General features: G+C 70.9%; 20 protein-coding genes. 14 read left to right on the top strand and 6 right to left on the bottom strand.

Annotated elements, in window-relative coordinates; all coding sequences use genetic code 11:
• Positions 1-89: 89 nt before the first annotated feature.
• From ACZ6SD_RS06990 to trxB, 5 genes are read left to right on the top strand one after another with little or no spacing between them, the layout of a single operon-like run.
• A complete protein-coding gene (locus ACZ6SD_RS06990) occupies positions 90-806 on the top strand; it encodes an arsenate reductase/protein-tyrosine-phosphatase family protein (protein WP_465315985.1) in 717 nt (238 codons plus the stop codon).
• Positions 803-1546 carry an aquaporin gene (locus ACZ6SD_RS06985; protein WP_465315984.1) on the top strand — a complete coding sequence of 248 codons (744 nt, stop codon included), beginning with the start codon at positions 803-805 and terminating at the stop codon, positions 1544-1546. Before ACZ6SD_RS06990 ends, ACZ6SD_RS06985 begins: the two co-directional genes overlap by 4 nt.
• The gene (locus ACZ6SD_RS06980) at positions 1543-1854 is read left to right on the top strand and encodes a three-helix bundle dimerization domain-containing protein (RefSeq protein ID WP_465315983.1); all 312 of its coding nucleotides are present in this window, start codon (positions 1543-1545) and stop codon (positions 1852-1854) included. The genes ACZ6SD_RS06985 and ACZ6SD_RS06980 overlap by 4 nt, the downstream gene beginning before the upstream one ends.
• A gap of 5 nt (positions 1855-1859) precedes the next feature.
• The gene (locus ACZ6SD_RS06975) at positions 1860-2315 is read left to right on the top strand and encodes an arsenate reductase ArsC (RefSeq protein WP_465316051.1); all 456 of its coding nucleotides are present in this window, start codon (positions 1860-1862) and stop codon (positions 2313-2315) included.
• On the top strand, positions 2312-3286 hold the full coding sequence (gene trxB / locus ACZ6SD_RS06970) for a thioredoxin-disulfide reductase (RefSeq protein WP_465315982.1): 975 nt from the start codon (positions 2312-2314) through the stop codon (positions 3284-3286). The genes ACZ6SD_RS06975 and trxB overlap by 4 nt, the downstream gene beginning before the upstream one ends.
• 56 nt (positions 3287-3342) lie before the next feature.
• On the opposite strand, the gene ACZ6SD_RS06965 is transcribed toward trxB, so the two are convergent.
• Positions 3343-3969 carry a GIY-YIG nuclease family protein gene (locus ACZ6SD_RS06965; protein ID WP_465315981.1) on the bottom strand — a complete coding sequence of 209 codons (627 nt, stop codon included), beginning with the start codon at positions 3967-3969 and terminating at the stop codon, positions 3343-3345.
• Positions 3970-4071: 102 nt separating this feature from the next.
• On the opposite strand from ACZ6SD_RS06965, the gene ACZ6SD_RS06960 reads away from it, so the two are divergent.
• Together ACZ6SD_RS06960 and ACZ6SD_RS06955 are read left to right on the top strand one after the other, a co-directional pair.
• Positions 4072-4449 (top strand): effector-associated constant component EACC1, encoded by a 378-nt coding sequence (locus ACZ6SD_RS06960; RefSeq protein WP_465315980.1) that lies wholly within the window; start codon positions 4072-4074, stop codon positions 4447-4449.
• A gap of 40 nt (positions 4450-4489) precedes the next feature.
• A complete protein-coding gene (locus tag ACZ6SD_RS06955; protein WP_465315979.1) occupies positions 4490-6148 on the top strand; it encodes a caspase, EACC1-associated type in 1659 nt (552 codons plus the stop codon).
• A gap of 134 nt (positions 6149-6282) precedes the next feature.
• Here the strand turns inward: ACZ6SD_RS06955 and ACZ6SD_RS06950 are convergent, their stop codons facing one another.
• Genes ACZ6SD_RS06950 through ACZ6SD_RS06940 form a run of 3 tightly spaced genes read right to left on the bottom strand, consistent with a single transcriptional unit; the run spans position 6283 to position 11987 of the window.
• Positions 6283-9561, bottom strand: a complete 3279-nt coding sequence (locus ACZ6SD_RS06950) for a tetratricopeptide repeat protein (RefSeq protein ID WP_465315978.1) — start codon at positions 9559-9561, stop codon at positions 6283-6285.
• 30 nt (positions 9562-9591) lie between these two features.
• Entirely contained in the window at positions 9592-10971 is a 1380-nt protein-coding gene (locus ACZ6SD_RS06945; protein ID WP_465315977.1) for an aldehyde dehydrogenase family protein, read from the bottom strand.
• On the bottom strand, positions 10971-11987 hold the full coding sequence (locus ACZ6SD_RS06940) for a phenazine antibiotic biosynthesis protein (RefSeq protein ID WP_465315976.1): 1017 nt from the start codon (positions 11985-11987) through the stop codon (positions 10971-10973). The genes ACZ6SD_RS06945 and ACZ6SD_RS06940 overlap by 1 nt, the downstream gene beginning before the upstream one ends.
• Before the next feature lie 527 nt (positions 11988-12514).
• Between ACZ6SD_RS06940 and ACZ6SD_RS06935 the strand changes: the two genes are divergently transcribed.
• The 5 genes from ACZ6SD_RS06935 to ACZ6SD_RS06915 all read left to right on the top strand — a co-directional run bounded on the left by ACZ6SD_RS06935 (position 12515) and on the right by ACZ6SD_RS06915 (position 16145).
• Positions 12515-12898, top strand: coding sequence for a hypothetical protein (locus ACZ6SD_RS06935; RefSeq protein WP_465315975.1), 384 nt, complete (start codon positions 12515-12517; stop codon positions 12896-12898).
• Positions 12895-13041 carry a hypothetical protein gene (locus ACZ6SD_RS06930; RefSeq protein WP_465315974.1) on the top strand — a complete coding sequence of 49 codons (147 nt, stop codon included), beginning with the start codon at positions 12895-12897 and terminating at the stop codon, positions 13039-13041. The genes ACZ6SD_RS06935 and ACZ6SD_RS06930 overlap by 4 nt, the downstream gene beginning before the upstream one ends.
• 10 nt (positions 13042-13051) lie before the next feature.
• Positions 13052-13729: a response regulator gene (locus ACZ6SD_RS06925; protein ID WP_465315973.1), complete on the top strand. Its 678-nt coding sequence runs from the start codon at positions 13052-13054 to the stop codon at positions 13727-13729.
• Positions 13726-15075 carry a HAMP domain-containing sensor histidine kinase gene (locus tag ACZ6SD_RS06920; RefSeq protein WP_465315972.1) on the top strand — a complete coding sequence of 450 codons (1350 nt, stop codon included), beginning with the start codon at positions 13726-13728 and terminating at the stop codon, positions 15073-15075. Before ACZ6SD_RS06925 ends, ACZ6SD_RS06920 begins: the two co-directional genes overlap by 4 nt.
• A gap of 284 nt (positions 15076-15359) precedes the next feature.
• Complete coding sequence (locus ACZ6SD_RS06915; RefSeq protein ID WP_465315971.1) at positions 15360-16145, top strand: nuclease-related domain-containing protein; 786 nt, start codon at positions 15360-15362, stop codon at positions 16143-16145.
• A 22-nt stretch (positions 16146-16167) separates the two neighbouring features.
• On the opposite strand, the gene ACZ6SD_RS06910 is transcribed toward ACZ6SD_RS06915, so the two are convergent.
• Positions 16168-17937, bottom strand: a complete 1770-nt coding sequence (locus tag ACZ6SD_RS06910; protein ID WP_465315970.1) for a GMC oxidoreductase — start codon at positions 17935-17937, stop codon at positions 16168-16170.
• 211 nt (positions 17938-18148) lie between these two features.
• Between ACZ6SD_RS06910 and ACZ6SD_RS06905 the strand changes: the two genes are divergently transcribed.
• Both ACZ6SD_RS06905 and ACZ6SD_RS06900 read left to right on the top strand, forming a co-directional pair.
• The gene (locus ACZ6SD_RS06905) at positions 18149-18472 is read left to right on the top strand and encodes a DMT family transporter (protein ID WP_465315969.1); all 324 of its coding nucleotides are present in this window, start codon (positions 18149-18151) and stop codon (positions 18470-18472) included.
• On the top strand, positions 18469-19104 hold the full coding sequence (locus ACZ6SD_RS06900; protein WP_465316050.1) for a TetR/AcrR family transcriptional regulator: 636 nt from the start codon (positions 18469-18471) through the stop codon (positions 19102-19104). The genes ACZ6SD_RS06905 and ACZ6SD_RS06900 overlap by 4 nt, the downstream gene beginning before the upstream one ends.
• A gap of 68 nt (positions 19105-19172) precedes the next feature.
• Here ACZ6SD_RS06900 and ACZ6SD_RS06895 read toward each other — a convergent pair whose 3' ends face one another.
• Entirely contained in the window at positions 19173-19709 is a 537-nt protein-coding gene (locus tag ACZ6SD_RS06895) for an EF-hand domain-containing protein (RefSeq protein ID WP_465315968.1), read from the bottom strand.
• Positions 19710-19757 lie beyond the last annotated feature (48 nt).

Raw genomic sequence — 19757 nt, 5'->3', positions numbered from 1 at the left:
CTCGATCCGCCGGACCTACCGGCCTGCGAGCGCGTGACCTCGCACTTTCGGTCTTGACCCCGGCGAAAAACTCAATCATCATTGACTCAATGAATACTGACTGGTCTTCAGAGCTGGTGGCGCGGGCGCGTGTGCACGCCGCACTGGGCGAGCCCGCGCGGCTGGCGATCGTGGACCGGCTGCTACTGGGGGACGCCTCGCCCAGCGAAGTGGGCGCCGAGTTGGGGTTGCCCAGCAACCTGCTGGCGCACCACGTGAAGCTGTTGGGGCAGGCGGGACTGGTGGAGCGGTCACGGTCGGAGGGCGACGCCCGCCGCACCTACCTGCGGCTGCGGACGGCGGCGCTGGCCGGGCTGGTGCCCTCCGGGGTGCGGCAGGCGCGGCGGGTGGTGTTCGTGTGCAGCCGCAACTCCGCCCGCTCGCAGCTCGCGGCGGCGCTGTGGGCCAAGCGCAGCGCGGTCCCCGCCGCATCGGCAGGCACCCGGCCCGCCGAGCGCGTGCACCCGCTGGCCGTGGCCACGGCAGGCGCGCACGGCCTGTCGCTGACCCGTGCCCGCACCCGGCACATCGAGCAGGTCGTGCGCCCGGACGATCTTGTCGTGGCGGTGTGCGACAACGCGCACGAGGAACTTGATCCCGCCGACCGGCTGCATTGGTCGGTGCCCGATCCAGCGTCGGTGGGCACCGAGGAAGCCTTCGACTCCGCTTTCCGGGACCTGGCCGACCGGGTCGAGCGCTTGGCCCCCGCCGTCCACATCCCTGACGCACCAACACCAACCGCACAGTCCGAAAAGGAGTCGCGATGACGCGGCCGTTGTTCCGCGCTCTACTGGCCGAGTTCCTCGGCGGCCTGCTGCTCGCCGCGTTGGTGATCGGCTCCGGGATCGCCGCCCAACGCCTGTCCCCCAACGATGTGGGCCTGCAACTGCTGGAGAACGCCGCCGCCACCGCCGTCGGGCTCTACGCCATCATCTTGATCTTCGGGCCGGTCAGCGGCGGGCACTTCAACCCGGTGGTGTCCTTTGTGGACGCCATGTTCGGCGGCCTGCCCTGGCGCCGTTTCCTGGCCTACGTGCCCGCGCAGGTGCTCGGCTGCGTCTCCGGCGCGGTGGTCGCGAACGTGCTGTTCGACGCCGCGCCGATCAGCATCGCCACCACCGCGCGGGCCACCTGGCCGCACGCCGTCTCCGAGGTCGTGGCCACCCTCGGACTGCTGCTGGTGATCTTCTCCCTGGCCCGCTCTGGCCGGGCCGAACGCGCCCCCGCCGCGGTCGGCGCCTACATCGGCGCGGCGTACTTCTTCACCAGTTCCACCAGCTTCGCCAACCCCGCCATCACCGTGGGCCGCGTCTTCAGCGACAGCTTCGCGGGCATCGCCCCCGCCTCCGTGCTCGCGTTCGTCCTCGCCCAGATCGTCGCGGCGGTGATCGCGCTGCCGCTGCTGCGCGCCCTGTATCCAGACGTCTCCGCGCATGCCGAGGACGTCGTCCTGCCCCACCCGACCCCGAGCACCGTCACCGAGAGCACCACCGAGGAACGGCTATGACCTCATCGTCACAGTCCTCATCCGCCGACTCCCCACGCACTTTCCGCGACGAGCCCGCCGCACCGACGCGGACCGCGGCGGTCGTCGCACTGCTCGACGCCGCGGCCACTGAGCTGGCCCGCGAGTTCGACGGCGCGATCGAACCGGACACCGTCCGCCGGGTCGTGGCCGACGCCTACGACGAACTCGCCGCCGGGGCCACGATCGCGCACCACCTGCCCGTGCTGGCCGCCCGAAGCGCGCGCCGACGTCTGATCACCCTCACCACTGGCGCCCCAGCGGCGACCGACAGCGAAGGAAGCGTGTGACCGACATGTCCCAGACCTCACTCCCCGAGACCGGCGCGTCCTCGTCGGCCAAGCCCTCGGTGCTGTTCGTGTGCGTCCACAACGCGGGCCGCTCGCAGATGGCCGCAGCGTGGCTGTCGCACCTGGCCGGTGACCGGGTGGAGGTCCGCTCCGCTGGCTCCGCCCCCGCCGACCAGGTCAACCCCGCCGTGGTCGAGGCCATGCGCGAGGTGGGCATCGACATCTCCGCCCAGACCCCGAAAATCCTCACCTACGAAGCCGTCCAGGAGTCGGACGTGTGCGTGACGATGGGCTGCGGCGACGCCTGCCCGGTCTTCCCCGGCAAGCGCTACCTGGACTGGAAGCTCACCGACCCCGCAGGCCAAGGCGTGGCGGCGGTCCGCCCGATCCGCGACGAGATCAAGAACCTGATCGAGGGCCTGATCGCCGAAATCCTCCCCGCCCCGGAAACCACCCCATGAGCGCACCGATCCGAGAGGTCGTGGTCGTCGGCTCCGGCCCGGCCGGGTACACCGCCGCCCTCTACACCGCCCGCGCCCAGCTCGCGCCGCTGGTGTTCGCCGGGTCCGTCGCCGCGGGCGGGGCGCTGATGACCACCACCGAGGTGGAGAACTTCCCCGGCTTCCCGACTGGCATCGACGGCCCGGACCTGATGGCCGGGATGCGGGTCCAGGCCGAGCGGTTCGGCGCGGACATCGCCGACGACGACATCGTCGCCGTCGACCTCACCGGCGAGATCAAACTTCTCACCGACTCCGCGGGCGCCGTGCACCGCGCCAAGGCGGTGATCGTCGCCACCGGCTCCGGGTATCGCACGCTCGGCCTGCCCCGCGAGACCGAACTGTCCGGCCGCGGGGTGTCCTGGTGCGCGACCTGCGACGGGTTCTTCTTCCGCGACCGCGACATCGCCGTGGTCGGCGGCGGGGACACCGCGATGGAAGAGGCCACCTTCCTCACCCGCTTCGCCCGCTCGGTCACCGTCGTGCACCGCCGCGACACGCCGCGCGCCTCCAAGGTGATGCGGAACCGGGCCTTCGCCGACCCGAAGATCGCCTTCGCGTTCGACAGCGAGGTCGCCGAACTGAAAGAGGACGGCGGGGTGCTGGCCGGAGTCGTGCTGCGCGACGTCATCACCGGAACCACTCGCGAGCTGGCCGTGACCGGGTTGTTCATCGCCATCGGCCACGACCCGCGCACCGAGCTGTTCACCGGCCAACTCGACCTCGACAAGTCCGGCTACCTCGTGGTCGCCTCCCCGTCGACGCGCACCAGCATCCCCGGCGTGTTCGGCGCCGGGGACGTCGTGGACCACACCTACCGGCAGGCCATCACCGCCGCGGGCAGCGGCTGCGCGGCGGCGCTGGACGCCGAGCGCTACCTGGCCGCCCTCGCCGACACCTCCACCGGGGAACCGGTCGGGGCACGCTCATGACTCCGAGACCGCAGTGACCATCGGCAGCCAAGCGTCCGTCGGAGTCCTCACGAGGTTCAGGGCGCCCCGGACACCTGCTGGGCGACGGGCAGGTCGCGCGCTCGCCTTTTGTGCTCGTCGCGAAGCGCGCGAAGGACGGCGTAGTACGGGCTGTGGGCGTTGCCCGCGATGTTCAGCGGGAGAGTTTCCCGCCTGATGAGCTCGTGCTCCAACACCCACGGCTCGTCATCGAGGACGAACGCCACACGGGCATGCGCGCCCATCCACTCGCTCAACCGGGCCTCCCCCGCCTTCGTGAACGTCAGCCGCGTGCCACCGCCCACCCGACGCAGCTCGATCCCCAACCGCTCGGCCAGCAGACACCCCAGCGTCAATCGCAACGTCGAAATGTACGCGTTTCCCCCGAAGTGATTTCCGATGCGCTGCCGAAGATGCCGCCTGCTCGGCGCTCTGCCGTTCCCCGGCGGCGCCTTCGGCGCGATCCCCACGTACAGCAACGTCCCGAACTCGCCAACCCGACACCCCTCGGTCGGGACACCCGGCGGCACCTCGGTGAAATACCAGCCGTACACACCCCGTCGCGCGGGCACCACCGAACCCCGCGACACCGCCTCGACACGCGAGTACACCCGCTCCGGGCGCAACAACCCCTCCGCCAGCCCCCAATAGACGCTGTCCTCCACGACACTCCCCCTTCACCCAGCGACCCGACGCCGCACGATTACCACAGGCGCAGCTCGTGGCGCCGCTGCCCGCGCATGATCGTGTCTGAGAAACTCGCGGACATGACCATTTCACCGATCGGGGACGTCGTGCCGCGTGGGCAGGATGTCGTGGTGTGGACCGATCACGGCCACGGCTCCCTGTGGCGCTGGCTGGCGCGCGACCCGGACGCCAGTGGCCTGCTGACCGGCGCCGCCGCGCCGCCCGAAGAGGGCCGCCAGGGGGCGGTCGAGGTGATCAACGCCGTGCTCGCCAATGTCCTGGCGCTGTCGAGCCTGGTCGTGGCCATCGCGACGTGGCGCGCGCAGCGGCGGGCCGATCCGCCGGTCGTGCGGATCGAACGCGACGGGGTCCGGGTGGAGGTTCCCGACGCGTCCCCCGAGACGGTCGCCGCGATCGCCAAGGCCCTGGGGATACCCGAGGGCGACGAGCCTGCCTGAGCACGTGGACACCCTTGCCGACACCGGTCAGTCTCGCGCGGTGCTGATCGGGACGGGCCACTACCAGCGGATGCCGTCGTTGCCGACCGTCCCGCCCGGGGTGGCGGGCCTCGCCCGCGCGCTGACCGACCCGGGCCTGTGGGGTCTGCCCTCGGCGCACTGCCACACCCTCGTGGACCCCGCCTCGGGAACGGCGGTGCTCGACGTCGTGCGCGGCGTCGCGGCCGAGGCGACGGACCTGTTCGTCCTCTACCTGGCGGGCCACGGATTCGTCGACCCGGACACCGACGAGCTGCACCTCGCGCTGCCCACGACGGATCCCGACCGCCCCTGGACCGCGCTGCCCTACACCTGGCTGCGCCGGGCGATGCGACACCATTCGGTCCGCGCCCGCCGCAAGCTGATCCTGCTCGACTGCTGCTACAGCGGTCTCGCGTTGGGCGGCTCGCTCACCGACCCCGCCCGCATCGGCGACCGGGTCGCGGTGAGCGGCGCCTGCGTGCTGACCGCGACCGCCGAAACGAGGACCGCGCTCGCGCCTAAGGGGGAACCGCACACCGCCTTCACCGGCGAACTGCTCGCCACCCTCACCCGCGGCGTCCCCGGCGGCCCCGCGGTCCTGGATGTCGAGACCGTCTACCACGACCTGCACGCCAAGCTGGGCGCCCGCAACCGCCCCCTGCCGCAGCTGCGCAGCCGCAACTCCGGCCACCGCATACCCCTCACCCGCAACCGGGCCGCCGACCTCGCCCCGCCGTCACCCCCGCGACCCGCCCCGGTGTCCGGACGCCGCCGCTGGGCGGCCGCCCTGGCCGTCGCCGCAACCCTGTCGGCGGGCGCGGACACGCCTCCCGCCACGACGACCACCCCGGCCATCGCCGCGATGTTGGCCTGCGACAACCGCGAGCCCCCGCCGTCACCTGTCACCACCGACAGCGGGACGACCCCGGCGATCGACCGGGTCCGCGACCGACTCAGCGGACGCGACCGGCTCGTCATCGGCACGACGTTGGGCAGGCCAGGGCACGCCGAGCGCTGCGCTGACGGCAGCGTCCGAGGGTTCGACATCGCCATCGGCGAGATCGTCGCGGCCGACCTGGGCTTCTCCCCGGAGCGAGTCCAGTGGGTCGATCTCCCCGCGACCGAACGTCTCACGGCCGTCACCAGCGGCGAGGTGGACTTCGTCGCCGGGAGCATGGCGATCACCGCCGAACGCAAAGAGGAGATCGCGTTCGCCGGGCCCTACGAGCTCAGCGCGCAGACCCTGCTGGTGCTGCGCGGCAACACCAGCCTCAGCAGGCTGGAAGACCTGCGCTCACCCGACAACACCGTCTGCGCCCTCAAGGGCAGCACCTCGATGCAAAACCTCGCGGACTACCAGGCCCAGATCGTCTCCCGGACCTCGATCAACGCCTGCCTCGAATCGCTGCTGCGCGGCGAAGTCACCGCGGTCACCGGCGACCGCTCGCTGCTTCTCGGCTACGACCGCGCGCTAAAAGGACGCACACGACTGGTGAACGACACCTTCGGCGAGGTCGCCTACGGCATCGCCGTGGCCCTGGACAACCCGGACCTCCGCACCGCCGTCCGCGACGCGCTCGCCCGCAGCTATCAGGACGGCCGTTACCGCCGGGCCTGGCGCGATTCGCTGGGCCGACTCGTCCCCGAAGTCGACACCGGCCCCCGACTCACCGAATAACCCGACAAGCTCGGCGAAAGAACCACACCGAGAGAAGACATCACCCTCCACACAGGACTATCCGCGGTGGTGCCCCCCCCCGCGGAAACTCGAAGCCGGTCCCGCGCCGACCGCGCCGCGGCCACGCCGACGGGTCAGACCGCCGAACGTTGCAGCGAGCGGTGGCGCGGGAGCGCGGCGCTGAACGTGGTTTTGCGCAGATCGAGAGCTTCGGTTTCGCAGCCCTGGTCGAAGAGCAGGGTCGAGGCCAGGTCGAGGGCCTGGCGCACCTCGGGCGGCGCCGACTCGCGTTCGGCCCGGCCGAGGGCATGCCACACCGCGTGCAGTTCGAGCCCCGCCGCCTCGGCCGCCGCGAGGTCGCGGTCAAGGATCATGCGAACCCACACGAACGTCGCCAGGACTTCCGCGACGTCGATCGTCGGTCGCAGGCCGTTCCCGCGGGCGATCGAGACCGCCTTCTCGGTCGCCTCCAACGACTGTCGGTAGAGGCCGTTGTCGATCTGCCGCACTGCCAGGTTCAGCAACGACCTGCTGAAGTCCGTGCTGTACCTGCTGTCGACTTCGGTCAGCCGCAGGAACAACTCCGCGGCTTGCTCGGCGATCAGCTGGGCTTGATGGGCGGCTTGCGGGAAGGTGAGCCGGGAGCAGAGGTTGCACAGGGAGCGCGCCAGATCGGCTATGCGCGCGGTCAGCACGCGTTCGCTGTCGTAGAGCGCGCGCACCGCGTCGGGGTACGCCGCGTGCCACGACGCCCGGTAGCGCAGCGCGCGGAAGACACGCATCCGCACGTTGTCGATCGAGTCCGACACACCCACCCGGTTCTCGGCGAAGATGGCGTCGACCGAGTCCTGGAGCCTGCGCGCCCTGGGATCCGTCGGTGGGCTCCAGCCCGCGTCCGGCTTGGCTTGGGCCCGCACCCCGACACCCGCGAACGCCTGGTACATCTCAGTCTCATAGTGCCCGAGTTGCTCATCGAGCAGCCTGGCCCGGATGTTGACCACTTGCCGGACGCTGAGCAGCGCCCCTTGGTGGTTTCCTGACCTGGCCAGATGGATCGCGTGGTTGTGCAGCGCGGCCGCCAGGTCGGCGTCGTGCAGATCCGGCCGCGCGTGGGCCAACCGCTCGGTCAGGGTGACCGCCCGTTGGCTCATCTCGACCGCGCGGGTCTGGGCCGCGGAACCGGAGAGCATGTCCGCCAGCGCCCGCAGCGACCGCGCCAGGTCCGGCTCGTGGTGTCCCACGGGATCGCGCTCGGCCAAGTCGCTGAGAATCTGGACGGCTCGGCCCATGATCTCCGCGCCGCGCGCGGGCTTGCCGAAGTGGTGGTATTGCAGGCCCAGTTCGTGCAACGCGGCCGCGAGGTCAGGCGCGTACGAGTCGTGCTCGCGCAGGGTCAGCTTGGTGCAGATGTCGAGTACTTCGCCGCTGATCTGCAACGCCACCCGATCGCCGCACTGGGCGAGCAACCAGGCATAGGTGTGCGCCGACGCGGCGTATGCCCGCACGTAGGGCGAGGCATACGCCGAGCGGCTCACCAGTCTGTTGTGGATTTCCATCGCCTCGCGGGCACACGTGAGCGCTGTGTCGAGCTTGCCCTGCCGAGCCAGGTCCGCGGCGAGGTTGTTGAGCGATTCGGCGAGCAGAGCGACGGCGGCGGCCCCGCCGCGTCGGGCGAGGTTCCTGCGCAGGTGCACCGCGCACGAGGAAGCCTCGGCGGCGGCTTCCCACCGCGCCATGGCCGCCTGCTGGGTGCCCAGATCGTGCCAGGCGGCGGCTTGGGCGGACTCGTGCCCCGGCGGCAGGTCGCGGTAGATCGCGATGGCGTCCGCTGTCCACTTGCAGGCCTGCTCGAACTGACGGGCGTTGGCCAGTTTGCGCCCCAGCCCCGCCATCAGGGCCGCTCGGTCGACCGGCTTGGACGCGCGCGTCAGCCTGCTGGTGGTGAGCCGCTCGGCCACCAGCGCCGCGGCGACGTCCAGTCCGGGGTCGCTTTCGGGGATCACCAGCTCGACCTCGGCGAGCAGGTCGAGGTCCGCGACTTCCGCCACGGCGAGCAGCGCGGCGCCGCCGAGGGCGATCACGTCCGGGGCGCGGCCGCGCAGCGCGTCGTTGAGCCGGGTTCGCACGTGCGGCCACTCCTGCTTGCCCGCCTCGGCCAAGACCGTGACCGCGCCCGCGCGGAATGGCGCGGTCACGGCGGAGGACAGCACGAAGTCGAGCGCCTTCTCGGCCCACGGATCGGCGAAGTAGTCGGCGCGTTCGCCGGTGCGCGGCAGCGTCCTGGCCACCAGGTCCTCCCCGAGCCGGTCCGGGGCCAGCGGCGCGAGCACCAGGCCGTCCTCGGCCGGGTAGCAGATGCTGTGCTCATCGATGAGCCGCGCCGCCGCCGCTTCGCTGCCTGCCAGCCCGGCGGTGCGGAGCACCCGCACCCCGTCGCTCCACGTCATCGGGCCGACGAGGGTGGCAAGGAAAGTGGTGCGCTTCAGCGTGACCGGCGAGGCGTTGATCCGGCCGGTGTCGCGCAGCGCCGCCCAGTGGTCGCACTCCCGGTCCAGCAGGTAGCGAGACAGGGAACCCGACGTGCGAGGCGAGTCCGTCCCCGTGGCGGCGGCGTCGACCGCGGCCAGCGCCGCCATGTGCAGGGTGAGCACCGAACCGTAGACGTCGTCGCCCAGCGACCCCGGCGGTTCCAGCCCGTCAGTGTCCACGCCGTAAACCCGGGCGAAGCTCGCGCCCGCCGCCTCGAAGGCCATCCGCCGGTCGTGCTCCGAGCACAAATCCGCCAGGACGTGCTCGCCCACGTCGTCAACCATCGAGCCGAGGGAGTAGGCCAGCTCGCCCCACCACGACCCGGCCGACCGGCCCAGCAACAGCACCCGCACCACCCGCGCCCTCGACGCCACGACCGACGACAAGAGGCTCAGCATGGCCGAGCGCGGCCAACGATCCGCGTAGTCGACGACTACAAGCAGGTCGCAGCCCGACGCGACCTGAATCTGTCGTCCATGCTGCTCGCCGTAGTGCGCGGACAGGACTGTCCACCCCTGATGCGCGGCCGTGCGCGCGAACCGCATCGCCAACCGGGTCTTGCCCATGCCGCCGCCCCCGTGCAGCACCATGACCTCCGACCGGCGCCTGCGGGTGAGCCACCGCCCCAGCTGCCCCAACTCGTCGCGGCGGCCCACGAAGCCCACCACCTGGTTGCGCGCCAACAGCAGCCTGCTCGGCTGCCCGCGCAACGTGCGCGGGGCGTCCGGCACCTGCTCGGCGAACGGCGCCAACCCGTACTCGGCCTGGCCGGGGTTTCCCTCGAAGCGCACGTCCCCGTGGACGACCCCGACCTGCAGCAGGCGACCGGACACACCTCGGGCGGAGTTCACAACCCCGAACGAGGTGGCCTCCGGACTCGCCATCGTGTGATCATGCCGTACTTCCTACGCCAGTCACACGCCGGTGCGGATGACTCCCTTCGTGCGCATGAGGAACTCGCCCAGGTAACCGTCGTGCGGGATTCCCGGGCGGAGCCAGGTCGTCGGGTTGTCACCCAGGTAGACGTTGGTGATCGACGGCTCGTGCAGCAAGGCGTCGACAAGGTCCGGGCGGGTGGTCATCGCGGTGAGGACCAGGGTGTCCCGCAGCGACGCGATTCCGTCCTCCGGGCGCCATGGGCCGACCCACACGCACGGGAACGGGAGCTCGATGTTGAGCTGCGGCGCGGTGCTCGACTCGACCAAGTGCACGGCCGGGCGCAGCACCGCGCCGCCGGAGGGGAGTTCGTCCACGATGGTGTCGCCGCCGAGGAACGGGCGCGCGTCGGCGGACACCTTGCGCAGATAGCGGTCGACCTCCACGACGGACTCGACCGGCTGGACGGTCAGGATCGCGTCGGGGTCGTCCGCGGGCAGGCTCGGGATCTCGCGAAGCCTCTCCGCGAGCGCCCGGGCGAGGGGTTCCGGATCGCCCTCGACCAGCACCGCGGTGGCGCAGGTGCAGGCGGTGCCGCCCAGGTGACTGACCGAGCCCGCGATGATGTCGATCTTCTCGCGCCAGTCGACGTCCGCGGTGACCAGGATCTTCGACCGGCCGGGGCCCTGCGGGAGCACGTGGGGGTTGGCGGAGTACTTGTCGATGACGTCCTGGCCGCCGTACACCATGGCGTAGTCCGCCTCGGCGATGATCACGTCGGCGGCGGCGTAGTCGGTCGGCAGCAGGGTCACCGTCAGCGGCGGGAAACCCGCTTCGCGCAGGGCGCTGACCAGTCGGAACGCGGTGAACGGCTCCCGGGTCGATGGACGAAGCGCCACCTTGTAGCCCAGGGCGAGGGCCTCGGGCCACAGCCCGTGGACGGCCGGTGTGTTGCCCGCGGCGTGCACCGCGAACAGGTCGCCGCGGCGGGTCCACACCGCTGATCCGTCGAGCGTCCGCGAGTCCCGCCAGTCGCCCACGGCGCCGCGCGGCATCGCCAGCTCCACCGTGTCGCGCAGGGACCGCAGCACGTCCGCGACCCAGTCGACCGACTGCCGGACGACGCCGAGCGGGACACCGGACGCGGTCGACACCAGTCGCACGTACTCCTCGGGGTCGAGATCGCCGATGGTGGCATTGAGGAACAGGTCGGCCGCCTTCTCCAGCGCGGCGAACCGCTCGGCGCCGGGCATGACCGGGGCGCCGCGCATCGCGGCGAGCGTTCGCCGCACATAGAGCGCGGGCACCTGGCTGATCTCGCCGATCCGCGCGCCGGACAGCGAGGTCAGCGGCAGTCGGTCGCGCGACCGGTACGGCCCGGTCGGTCCGAGCGCGTCGATGTGGACGGGCGAGCCCATCAGTAGACCCCTTCAATGACCGCGTTGTCGTCGAACGTGGTGACCGGCCGGACGTCGGCGACCGCGCACCCCAGCGCGCCGGGCAGCGGCTCGACCTTCAGCGCGGTGTCCCGCTCCAGGTTGTTGGGCAGCAGCGCGTACTTGGTGAGGTGGTTCATCACGACCTGCCCGCGCTCGCCGAACTCCACGTCGGCTCCGGTCTCGGGATGCACGACCCGGAACACGATGTACGGGCTGGGCGGGTCGAACTGGGCCAACCCGTCCGGCCGTTCCTCGGGCCGCTCGCGGGACATCCCGAGGATCGTGGTGCTCCCGTACAGGCCCTTGAGCGGGATTCCGGGGAAAATCTCCTGCTTGAAGATGTCGCGCGAATCGGCGTCCATGTGCGCGCCGCTCCAGCAGATGAACCTGATGTGCTTGCGCACCAGTTCGACAAGGTCGTCGCGGCGCGCGACGCGCTCAAGCAGGGGCGGTGTGGTGATCAGGATGCCGACGGACTGCGTGCTCAGGATGTGCGCCGCCTGGTCGATGAGATGCTCGGCGTAGCGGTCGGCTTCAGCGACGTCGCCGCGCCCGATCAGGTGCTTGATCCAGCGGGGATCGAGGTCGACGGTGAATTTCACCCCGTTGTGGCGCCGCGCCCGCCTGCTCGCGAACTCGCCGAACATGTGCGGCCCGCTGGGCGCGATGGCGAGGGTGTTCATGGTGCCGAGATCGGCGTAGTGGAACTCGTCCCAGCCGAGCGCGAAGTCCATCCAGCGGTCGAACATGACAAACCGTTTCGGCGCACCGGTCGTGCCGCCGCTTTCAAAGATGCCCGCGATCTCCCGGTCGGCGCCGTGGAGTCCGCGCGGAATCAGGTCTTCGACCGGAACGTCCCGGAACTCGTTGATGACGTTGGGAAACAGGTTGAGGTCGGCGAATGTCCGCACGTCCGCGATGGGGTCGAAGTCGAGACTCCGCGCGCGGCGCAGCCAGTACGGGCTCCCGGTTTCGGCGCTGAAATGCCACTTCATCAACGCGGAGATATAGTTGTCCGGGTCAACGGATGACGTGTCTGCGGTGAGGTCAAGGATGGCAGAACACATGCGCAACCTCCGGCTGCGGCGTCGGGAATGTCGGGGTTATCCTGCTCGACCCCACCGTGGCCGACCCTGGGGCGACCGTCACTCCGATCGCACGATAGGAGACTTTCGCGGTCGCCGCCGAAAATTTCCAACAGAATGACACTGGATTAATTCGACAAAGGACGGGCGGATTAGGCCATCTGGCGGCAGACAAGCATGACGCTAGCGAAGCCGCCGTCCAGATTTCGGGTGATGTTCATCCATCAAGCCTGGGATTTCCGGTATTTCAGTTCGCGAAAAGCTTTTATGAAACCGATTCGGAAGTCACTCTCCCGCTCGACCACGAGCGCTCCGGTCTTCCGGCGGGCCGCGAGTCTTTACACAGCTCGAACGTGATCCAGGCGGCTTCTTGACCGGGCTCTGTGAGAGTTCCGGCCATCGGGTTCGACCAGGGATTCGACCAAGGAGGAGCGCTCGTGCGAGTCAGGAACTGGGCCGTTGTCGCGGCCGTCGTCAGCGGGGTCGGGCTTACCGGGGCCGGGGTGGCCGCCGCGCAGCCCGCCGGGCCGGTCACCGTGACGATGAGTCCGGAGGAAGTGCGGTACCTGTGCGAGAAGCGGCTGCCGAAGGCGGAGAAGCGGGTCGAGAAGGCGCTGGCGCGGATCAACGGCGGCGCCGAGGTCAAGGGGTCCGTCGCCTGGCTCAAGGAGCGCGCGGAGAAGGAGCGCGCGGCGGGCCGGGAGACCAGCGCCGAGCTGCTGCGGGAGCGGGCCGAGCGCCGCGCGGGCCGGGTCGGCGAGCTCGACAAGGTCAAGGGATGGGTCGCCGACTTCCAGTCGAAGCACTGCGGTGCCAAGTGAGGCGGGCAGTGGCCCTCGTCGCCCTGCTGCTGGCGTGCGTGGCCTGCGAGCGGCAGCCCGCCGCGGGTTCGTCGGGGACGTCCGAGATCGAACGAATTGAGTCCACTCTGGACGTGATTGAGTCCGAGCTGGCCGGGGATTAGGCTGGCGGGCATGGAGTCCCGAGGGCTTGTCCTGGTCGTCGAGGACGATTCGGCCATCGCCGAGCTGGTCACGCTCTACCTGCGCCGCGAGGGATTCGGCGTGCGAGTGGAGACCGACGGGACGGCCGCGCTGGCCGCGACCCGCACGGTCAAGCCGGTGGCCGTGGTGCTCGACATCGGACTGCCGGGGATGGACGGCATCGAGGTCTGCCAGGCCATGCGCCGGGACGGCGACTGGACGCCGGTGCTGTTCGTGACCGCCCGCGACGACGAGGTCGACCGGATCCTCGGCCTCGAACTCGGCGCGGACGACTACGTCACCAAGCCGTTCAGCCCGCGCGAACTGGTCGCCCGGGTGCGCACGGTGTTGCGCCGGGCGAACGGCCCGGCCGCGGCGGAAGTGCTGCGGTCGGGCCGAACCCGGCTGGACGTCGGCGAGCGTCGCGTGTGGACGGACGCGGGCGAGGTGGCGCTGACCTCGACCGAGTTCGACCTGCTGGCCCACCTGATGCGCAGGCCGGGGCAGGTCTTCGAGCGGGAGCGGCTGCTCAGCGCGGTGTGGGGCTACGCGGCCGCGGCCGGGACTAGGACTGTCGACGTGCACATCGCGCAGCTACGGGCCAAACTCGGACCAGATTGTCCCATTAGGACTGTCCGGGGCGTTGGCTACGCGGTGGAGCGACAGTGAGGCGGGCCTCGGTCGCGGTCCGCGTCACCGCGTTGTGCCTGGCCGTGGCCGCGGTGGTCGCCGTCGTCGGCGGCTTGGCTTCGGCGCGGCTGGTCGCGCGCACGGCCCGCGAGGTGACCAGGCAGACGCTGTCCGACCAGGCCGACGTGGTGGCGGGTCAACTCTCCGACAGCAAGCTCGGGCTCCGCCGGGTGGTGGAGGTCCTGGGCGGGCAGGGCGTCACGGTGGTCCAGGTGCGCCCCAACGGAAACGTCGTCAGTTCCGACGCCACCGCCGAACGCGCGGCCCGGCAGGCGGGCATCACCGACCTGACCGGCCCGGTCCACACCACCGTCGACCTCGGCGACCGGACCCTGCTGGTCGAACTGCGCCCCATCGACCCACGCGGGGCGATCGGGCTGGTCCGCGAGGCGGAAACGGTCCGGGGCGCGGGCCGGACGCTGGTCCGCGACATCACCTTCGCGCTGGGGTTGGGATTGTTGGTCGCCGCCGTGGCCGGGCTGGTGCTGGCCCGGCTGCTGGCCCGGCCACTGCGCCGCACGGCGGCGGTGGCCACGTCGATGAGCCACGGCAGGCGGGACCTGCGGGCTCCCGTGGACGGCCCGCGGGAGGTGGCGGAGGTCGCGGCCTCGGTGAACGCCCTGGCCGACGCGCTGCACCGCAGCGAGGCCCGGCAACGGGACTTCCTGCTGTCGGTGTCGCACGAACTGCGGACGCCGCTGACCGCGGTCAAGGGCTTCGCCGAGTCACTGGCCGACGGCGTGGTCACCGGCGACGCGGTGCCCGCGGCCGGACGGACGATCGACCAGGAGGCGACCCGACTCGACCGCCTGGTCGCCGACCTGCTTGACCTGGCCCGGCTGGGCGCGGACGACTTCCGGCTGGACCTGATGGCCGTCGACCTGACCACACTGGTCGCCGAGGCCGCCACGGTGTGGTCGGCCCGCTGCGCCGCGGCGGGCGTGCGTTTCTCAGCCGAGTCACCGAGCGAGCCCGTCGTCGCGCACACCGATCCGCGACGACTGCGGCAAGTGCTCGACGGGTTGGCGGAGAACGCTTTGCGGGTCACCCCGGCGGGCAGGCCGATCGTCCTGGCACTGTCCCGATCTCCCGGATCCGTCGTCTTGCAAGTGCGCGACGGCGGCCCCGGACTGGCGCCGGAGGACTACGCGATGGCCTTCGAGCGCGGGATGCTGAACGCGCGCTACAGCGGGAGTCGGCCGGTGGGCACGGGAATCGGGCTGGCGCTGGCGCATGGGCTAGTGACCAGAATGGGCGCGACGATCGAAGCGGGCCCGGCGCCCGAGGGCGGCGCCGCCTTCACCGTCCGCATTCCGACCGGCTGACTCAGCACTTCGGTCTGGTGGCCGCGGGTGCGGGGGTCGCTATCGGAGCAGGCGTCATGCGGCGCAAGGAGCGCACCGCGGGTTCGACCGGCGGCGACTGACACTGGTCCGGTCGGTCCCGTGTGCCGCCACGATCCGATGTCGGTGGGTCGGTCGATGCCGGGTGCGACTGGCCGCCCGAGCATTGTCAACCGTGGAACAACGTGAGCAGGAAAGCGACAGTCCCGCGCCACATCTGTTGATACGTCTGGGTTTCCCGGGATCGTGGCGTTACTGTGCGGCGGATGCGCGTGGAGGAGCTGTCGAATCATCCGCTGGCCCAGGTGCGTGCCCTGCGCGCGGCGATTGACGAGGTCGGGGTCCGTCGGGCCGAGCACCTGCGGGCGGTGGAGGTGCTGCGCCGGGAGAACGCGGCGTCGCGGCGGTGGTGGCAGTGGGGGCGGTGGTGGCGGCACCGCGGCGAGGAGGCGGCGCTGCTGGCGCGGGCGCCGGTGGTCGACCCGGCGATGGAACGGGACCTGACCCGGTATCAGGCGGGGGCGACCGCCGAGGACCAGGCGGCATCCGAGCTGGTGGCCCATTTCGATGACGGCTGGGCCCTGTTCCTGGGCTACGCCAACCGCCGCGGCGAGGTCGACCTGCTGGCTGTCGGGCCCGCTGGGGTGTGGGCGATCGAGGTCAAAGGCCGGGGTGTGCGCGTGCGCGTCGACGGCGACGACTGGACCTTCGAGAAGTACGACCGCTACGACAACCTGGTCGACTGGGGCGAGCTGCGTGACCGGGGCGGGCGGAGCTGGGGCCGCCAGGTCGGCGACATCGCCGGTGAGCTGGAGACGTTTCTGCGCAAGCGCGGCGTGCCGGTGCCGGTGCGCGCCGCGGTGGTGCTCATGCACGACCGGGCCGAGATCGGCTCCACGCGTGACCTGCGAGTCCTGCTCGGCGTCGGCGTCGAGTTCCTGGTCGAACACATCCGCGACAGCGCCACCGTGCTGAGCGCGCGACAGCAGGCCGACGTCGAACGCCTGATTCGCCAGGACCACGCCTTCCACCGCAAACGCCGCGGCCGCTGAGCGCTTCCCGGCCTCGCGGTGGTCAGGAGGTGAGGTGGCGGGCAAGCCGCAGGCTCAGCGCGGCCAGGGTGAGCGTGGGGTTGGCGGCGGGGGAACTGGGCAGCACCGAGTTGTCGCAGGCGTAGAGGTTGTCGTAGCCCAGGAACTTGAGGTCGGCGTCGACCACCCCGGCGCCGTTCTCGCCCATCCGCAGGGTGCCGACTTCGTGGGCGACGCCGCCGAGCTTGGCCGGGGTCAGGTCCAGGGTCTCGCCCACGATCGGCTCGGCGCCGATCCCCGTCAGCACGGTGGCCGCGAGGTCGCGCACCTCGTCAACCAGTTCCGCGGCCAGCGGACACGGCTGGACGTCGACCAGCACCGGCGCGGACGGGGGCCCGACGACGCGCAGGCGGTTGGTCTCCACGAGCGGCGCGTTGAACAGGAACACGATCTCGCCGAGGGTCGAGTCGCCTTTGCGCTGCCGGTGGCGGGCGAGGTTGTCCGGGTCGACATAGCGGCCCTGGTTGAAATCCGCGCCGAGTTCGACGACCACGTTGTACGGGTGCCGGTCGGCGCTGGTGTCGCGGTGCCGTGACCAGAGCTTCGCCGAGGCGTCGGTCGCCGCGTGCGGAGAGCCCGCGGGCAACGAGAAGTGGGTGTACCAGATGGGATGGTCGGTGATCCCCCGGCCGATCATGTCCGCCGGGTCGTCCAACTGGGACAGCAGCGCGATCTTGGCCGACTCGATGGTTCCGGCGCTGAGCACGACGGTGTTCGCGCGGTACTCCCGCTGTTGGCGCGCCAGCAGGTCGTAGGCGGCGACACCGACCGCCCGGCCGTCTTCGGTGAGCACGCGGTGCACGGCGTGGTTGAGGTTGACCGTCGGAATCCGCTGCCCGGGGTCCTCGACCAGCCGGTCCTCGCACAGCAGGTCCGCGGTGGAGAACATCCCGGCGGGAATCGACAGCGGCGTATAGCCCTGGTACTGCACCGCGACCGGGGCGTCGAGGTGGTCGAAGTCCGGCAGCAGGCGGGTCAGCGCCTGCCGGGTGCTCTCCTGGTACGCCGAGCCGATCGGGCCGTTGCGGTTGAGCGCGTCCTCGGCCAGGCGGTACCCGGTGGTCAGCAGGTAATCGCGGACGGCGGCGGGCCAGCCCAGCAGCTCCCAGGCGCCCATCCTCGGGATCAGCCCGCCCCAGAACAGCGACCGGCCGCCGAGGTTGAACGCCTGGGCGCCCTGGAAGTCCGACCCGTCGACGTTGTCGTAGTTCTTGATGCTGAAATCCGGGAACAGCCCCCACACACTCTTGTCGAACCTCCCCACCCGCAGCCGCCGCGGCAGGTTCGCCACGTGGGTGGGGAACAGCAGCGACCCGGCCTCCAGCACCAGCACGTCCGCGCCCGCGTCGGCGAGTTGGTCGGCGAGCAGCCCGCCCCCGACGCCGGAGCCCACCACGATCACGTCGTACACCCGCTGCCCGTCGTGGTTCGGCCGGAAAAACCGCTGCTGCACCTCGCCGTTCTCCGTCACCACCGCGGGAAACGGCGCGAACCGCACGTCCGCGTCGCCGAACTCGGCCACCCCGTCGGCGACCGGCCGCACGACCAGATTCGGCCCGTCCATCCAGGTGGTCCCGTCCAGCACGAACTTGAACTCCAGCACCGCCCCGTACCGGGCCTCATCGAGCCGAAAGACCCACGCGGCGTCCTGGTACACCCCCGGCACGTCCACGTCCCACCCGTCGACCGCGCTGCGCAGCGCGACCACATCATCCGGCACGAACTCGGTGGTGCGAAACCGAACGACAAACATCCGACCCCCTCACGGTTGACACCCACCGCTACCCGTACCCGACGAAAGCCGCGTACTGGGCGGTAGTCGCTGGAACGGGTGGGTTAACGGGCAGCGCGACCGGTCGGGCGGCGGGCGCTGAAACTCAAGGCGGACGCGCGTCTCGCTTGTCGTGCACAGTAAACAATTGATACAGTTGTGCCACTAGTTTACCGAAGAGGGGTTGGGGTCCGTGTCCGCACTGTTCTTGGTCTTCGCGATCGCGTCCGAGGTCCTGGCGACGATCAGCCTCCGCCTGTCGGAGGGGTTCACGAAGCTGCTGCCGTCGATCCTGGTCGTGGTGGGATACGTGACCGCGTTCGGCATGCTGTCGCTGGTGCTCAAGAACGGCATGACGATCGGCCTGGCCTACGGCATCTGGGCGGCCAGCGGCATCGCGCTGGTGGCGGTGATCGGCGCGCTGTTCCTCGGCGACACCCTCACCCCGGTCCAGTACGGTGGCCTGGTGCTGGTGATCGCGGGAGTGCTCGCCCTGGAACTGGGGAGCGCGCACTGAGCAGCGGCAGGAAGAATCCACCGGCGACGCGCTCCACGAACGCGGTCGCGGCCGGTGCTCCCGCGCGCCCCGACGGCAGGCTGGCCCGGGGCGCGCGGCGCCGTTCCCAGCTCCTCGACGCCGCGATCCGGGTGATCGCGACCGAGGGCCTCGCCAACCTCACCCACCGCTCGGTCGCCAAGGCGGCGGGCGTGCCGTCCGCGGCGCCCAACTACTACTTCGACAGCGTCGAGGACATCGTCGTGGCCGCGCTGACCCGCGCGTCGGAGGACTACACCGCGACCGTCGCCGACCTCGCCGAGCAGGTCGCCGCGGGCGCCGACCTCGCCGAGGCGCTGGCGGACCTGCTGACCGAGGGCGCCGTCAGCGGCGAGCTGACCGCGGCGGAATACGAGCTGTACCTGCTCGCCGCCCGCCGCCCCGACCTGGTCCCGATCGCCCTGCGCTGGGCCGACGCCCTGCGCACCCTCGTCACCACCACCTCGGGCGACCCCGACCGCGCCCAGTCCGTCGTCGCCTTCGTCGAAGGCGTCCTGGTGCAGGCCATGCTCGGCCGCTCCCAGAGCAGGGAGAACCTGCGCGCCACCCTCGACCGCCTGCTCAGCGACGACCAACGGGACTACCGGCCCTAGGCGCGAGCACCGCCCCGCGGGCCGCACCGCCGAGGCGGCGCGGCCCGCGGTCTCGGTCACCGGAGCGCTCAGGCGTAGCGGCCCGCGATGAAGTTGCCGGTGTCGGCCGGGTCGGAGCTGAGGTAGAACTCCTTGATCGCCCGGTAGCACTCGTCCCTGGTCACGTACCCGTCGCCATCGGTGTCGATGTGCCGGAACGACTCCTCGATCTCCTCATAGGACTGACCGGTGGAGCGCTGGCCGGTCACCCAGTCCTGAAGCGACAACCGGCCGTCGCCATCGGTGTCGGCCATCTCCACCGCCATGTTCGCGAACGGCATGGCGATGTTCTCCACGAAGCCGGGCTGGTGGTGCGAGGACACCCACTGCGCTCGGGAGACCTTCTTGTAGCCTTCCGCGTCGGTCTCGCCGATGAGGTTGCGCCACAGCAGGTGGCCCCAGCTGTTCACCCGCTTCCACTGCGCCGAGCCGGGCGTGAACCCAAAGTCCTGGCACCAGTTCTGCACCACCACGTCCACGTCGGTCTCCTCGATGAAACCGTCGTTGTCGGTGTCGATGTTGTCGAACTCGCGCTCGTACTTCAGGGCGAGCAGGTCCTGCGGCATCGCGTTTCTCCTCTGGGTGTTGTTCTCCCGGGTCATCGGTAAGCCCGG

Source organism: Actinokineospora sp. NPDC051303 (assembly GCF_055586285.1).
Note: the sequence above shows the minus strand (reverse complement) of the source record. Positions and strands in the feature narration are given on the sequence as shown.

Excerpts from the sequence above, each read along its gene's own strand:
- ACZ6SD_RS06980 (WP_465315983.1), top strand. The coding sequence starts at position 1,543 with ATGACCTCATCGTCACAGTCCTCATCCGCCGACTCCCCACGCACTTTC.
- ACZ6SD_RS06910 (WP_465315970.1), bottom strand. The coding sequence starts at position 17,937 with ATGTTTGTCGTTCGGTTTCGCACCACCGAGTTCGTGCCGGATGATGTG.
- ACZ6SD_RS06990 (WP_465315985.1), top strand. The coding sequence starts at position 90 with ATGAATACTGACTGGTCTTCAGAGCTGGTGGCGCGGGCGCGTGTGCAC.
- trxB (WP_465315982.1), top strand. The coding sequence starts at position 2,312 with ATGAGCGCACCGATCCGAGAGGTCGTGGTCGTCGGCTCCGGCCCGGCC.
- ACZ6SD_RS06895 (WP_465315968.1), bottom strand. The coding sequence starts at position 19,709 with ATGCCGCAGGACCTGCTCGCCCTGAAGTACGAGCGCGAGTTCGACAAC.
- ACZ6SD_RS06915 (WP_465315971.1), top strand. The coding sequence starts at position 15,360 with ATGCGCGTGGAGGAGCTGTCGAATCATCCGCTGGCCCAGGTGCGTGCC.
- ACZ6SD_RS06925 (WP_465315973.1), top strand. The coding sequence starts at position 13,052 with ATGGAGTCCCGAGGGCTTGTCCTGGTCGTCGAGGACGATTCGGCCATC.
- ACZ6SD_RS06950 (WP_465315978.1), bottom strand. The coding sequence starts at position 9,561 with ATGGCGAGTCCGGAGGCCACCTCGTTCGGGGTTGTGAACTCCGCCCGA.
- ACZ6SD_RS06940 (WP_465315976.1), bottom strand. The coding sequence starts at position 11,987 with ATGAAGTGGCATTTCAGCGCCGAAACCGGGAGCCCGTACTGGCTGCGC.
- ACZ6SD_RS06945 (WP_465315977.1), bottom strand. The coding sequence starts at position 10,971 with ATGGGCTCGCCCGTCCACATCGACGCGCTCGGACCGACCGGGCCGTAC.
- ACZ6SD_RS06960 (WP_465315980.1), top strand. The coding sequence starts at position 4,072 with ATGACCATTTCACCGATCGGGGACGTCGTGCCGCGTGGGCAGGATGTC.
- ACZ6SD_RS06985 (WP_465315984.1), top strand. The coding sequence starts at position 803 with ATGACGCGGCCGTTGTTCCGCGCTCTACTGGCCGAGTTCCTCGGCGGC.
- ACZ6SD_RS06975 (WP_465316051.1), top strand. The coding sequence starts at position 1,860 with ATGTCCCAGACCTCACTCCCCGAGACCGGCGCGTCCTCGTCGGCCAAG.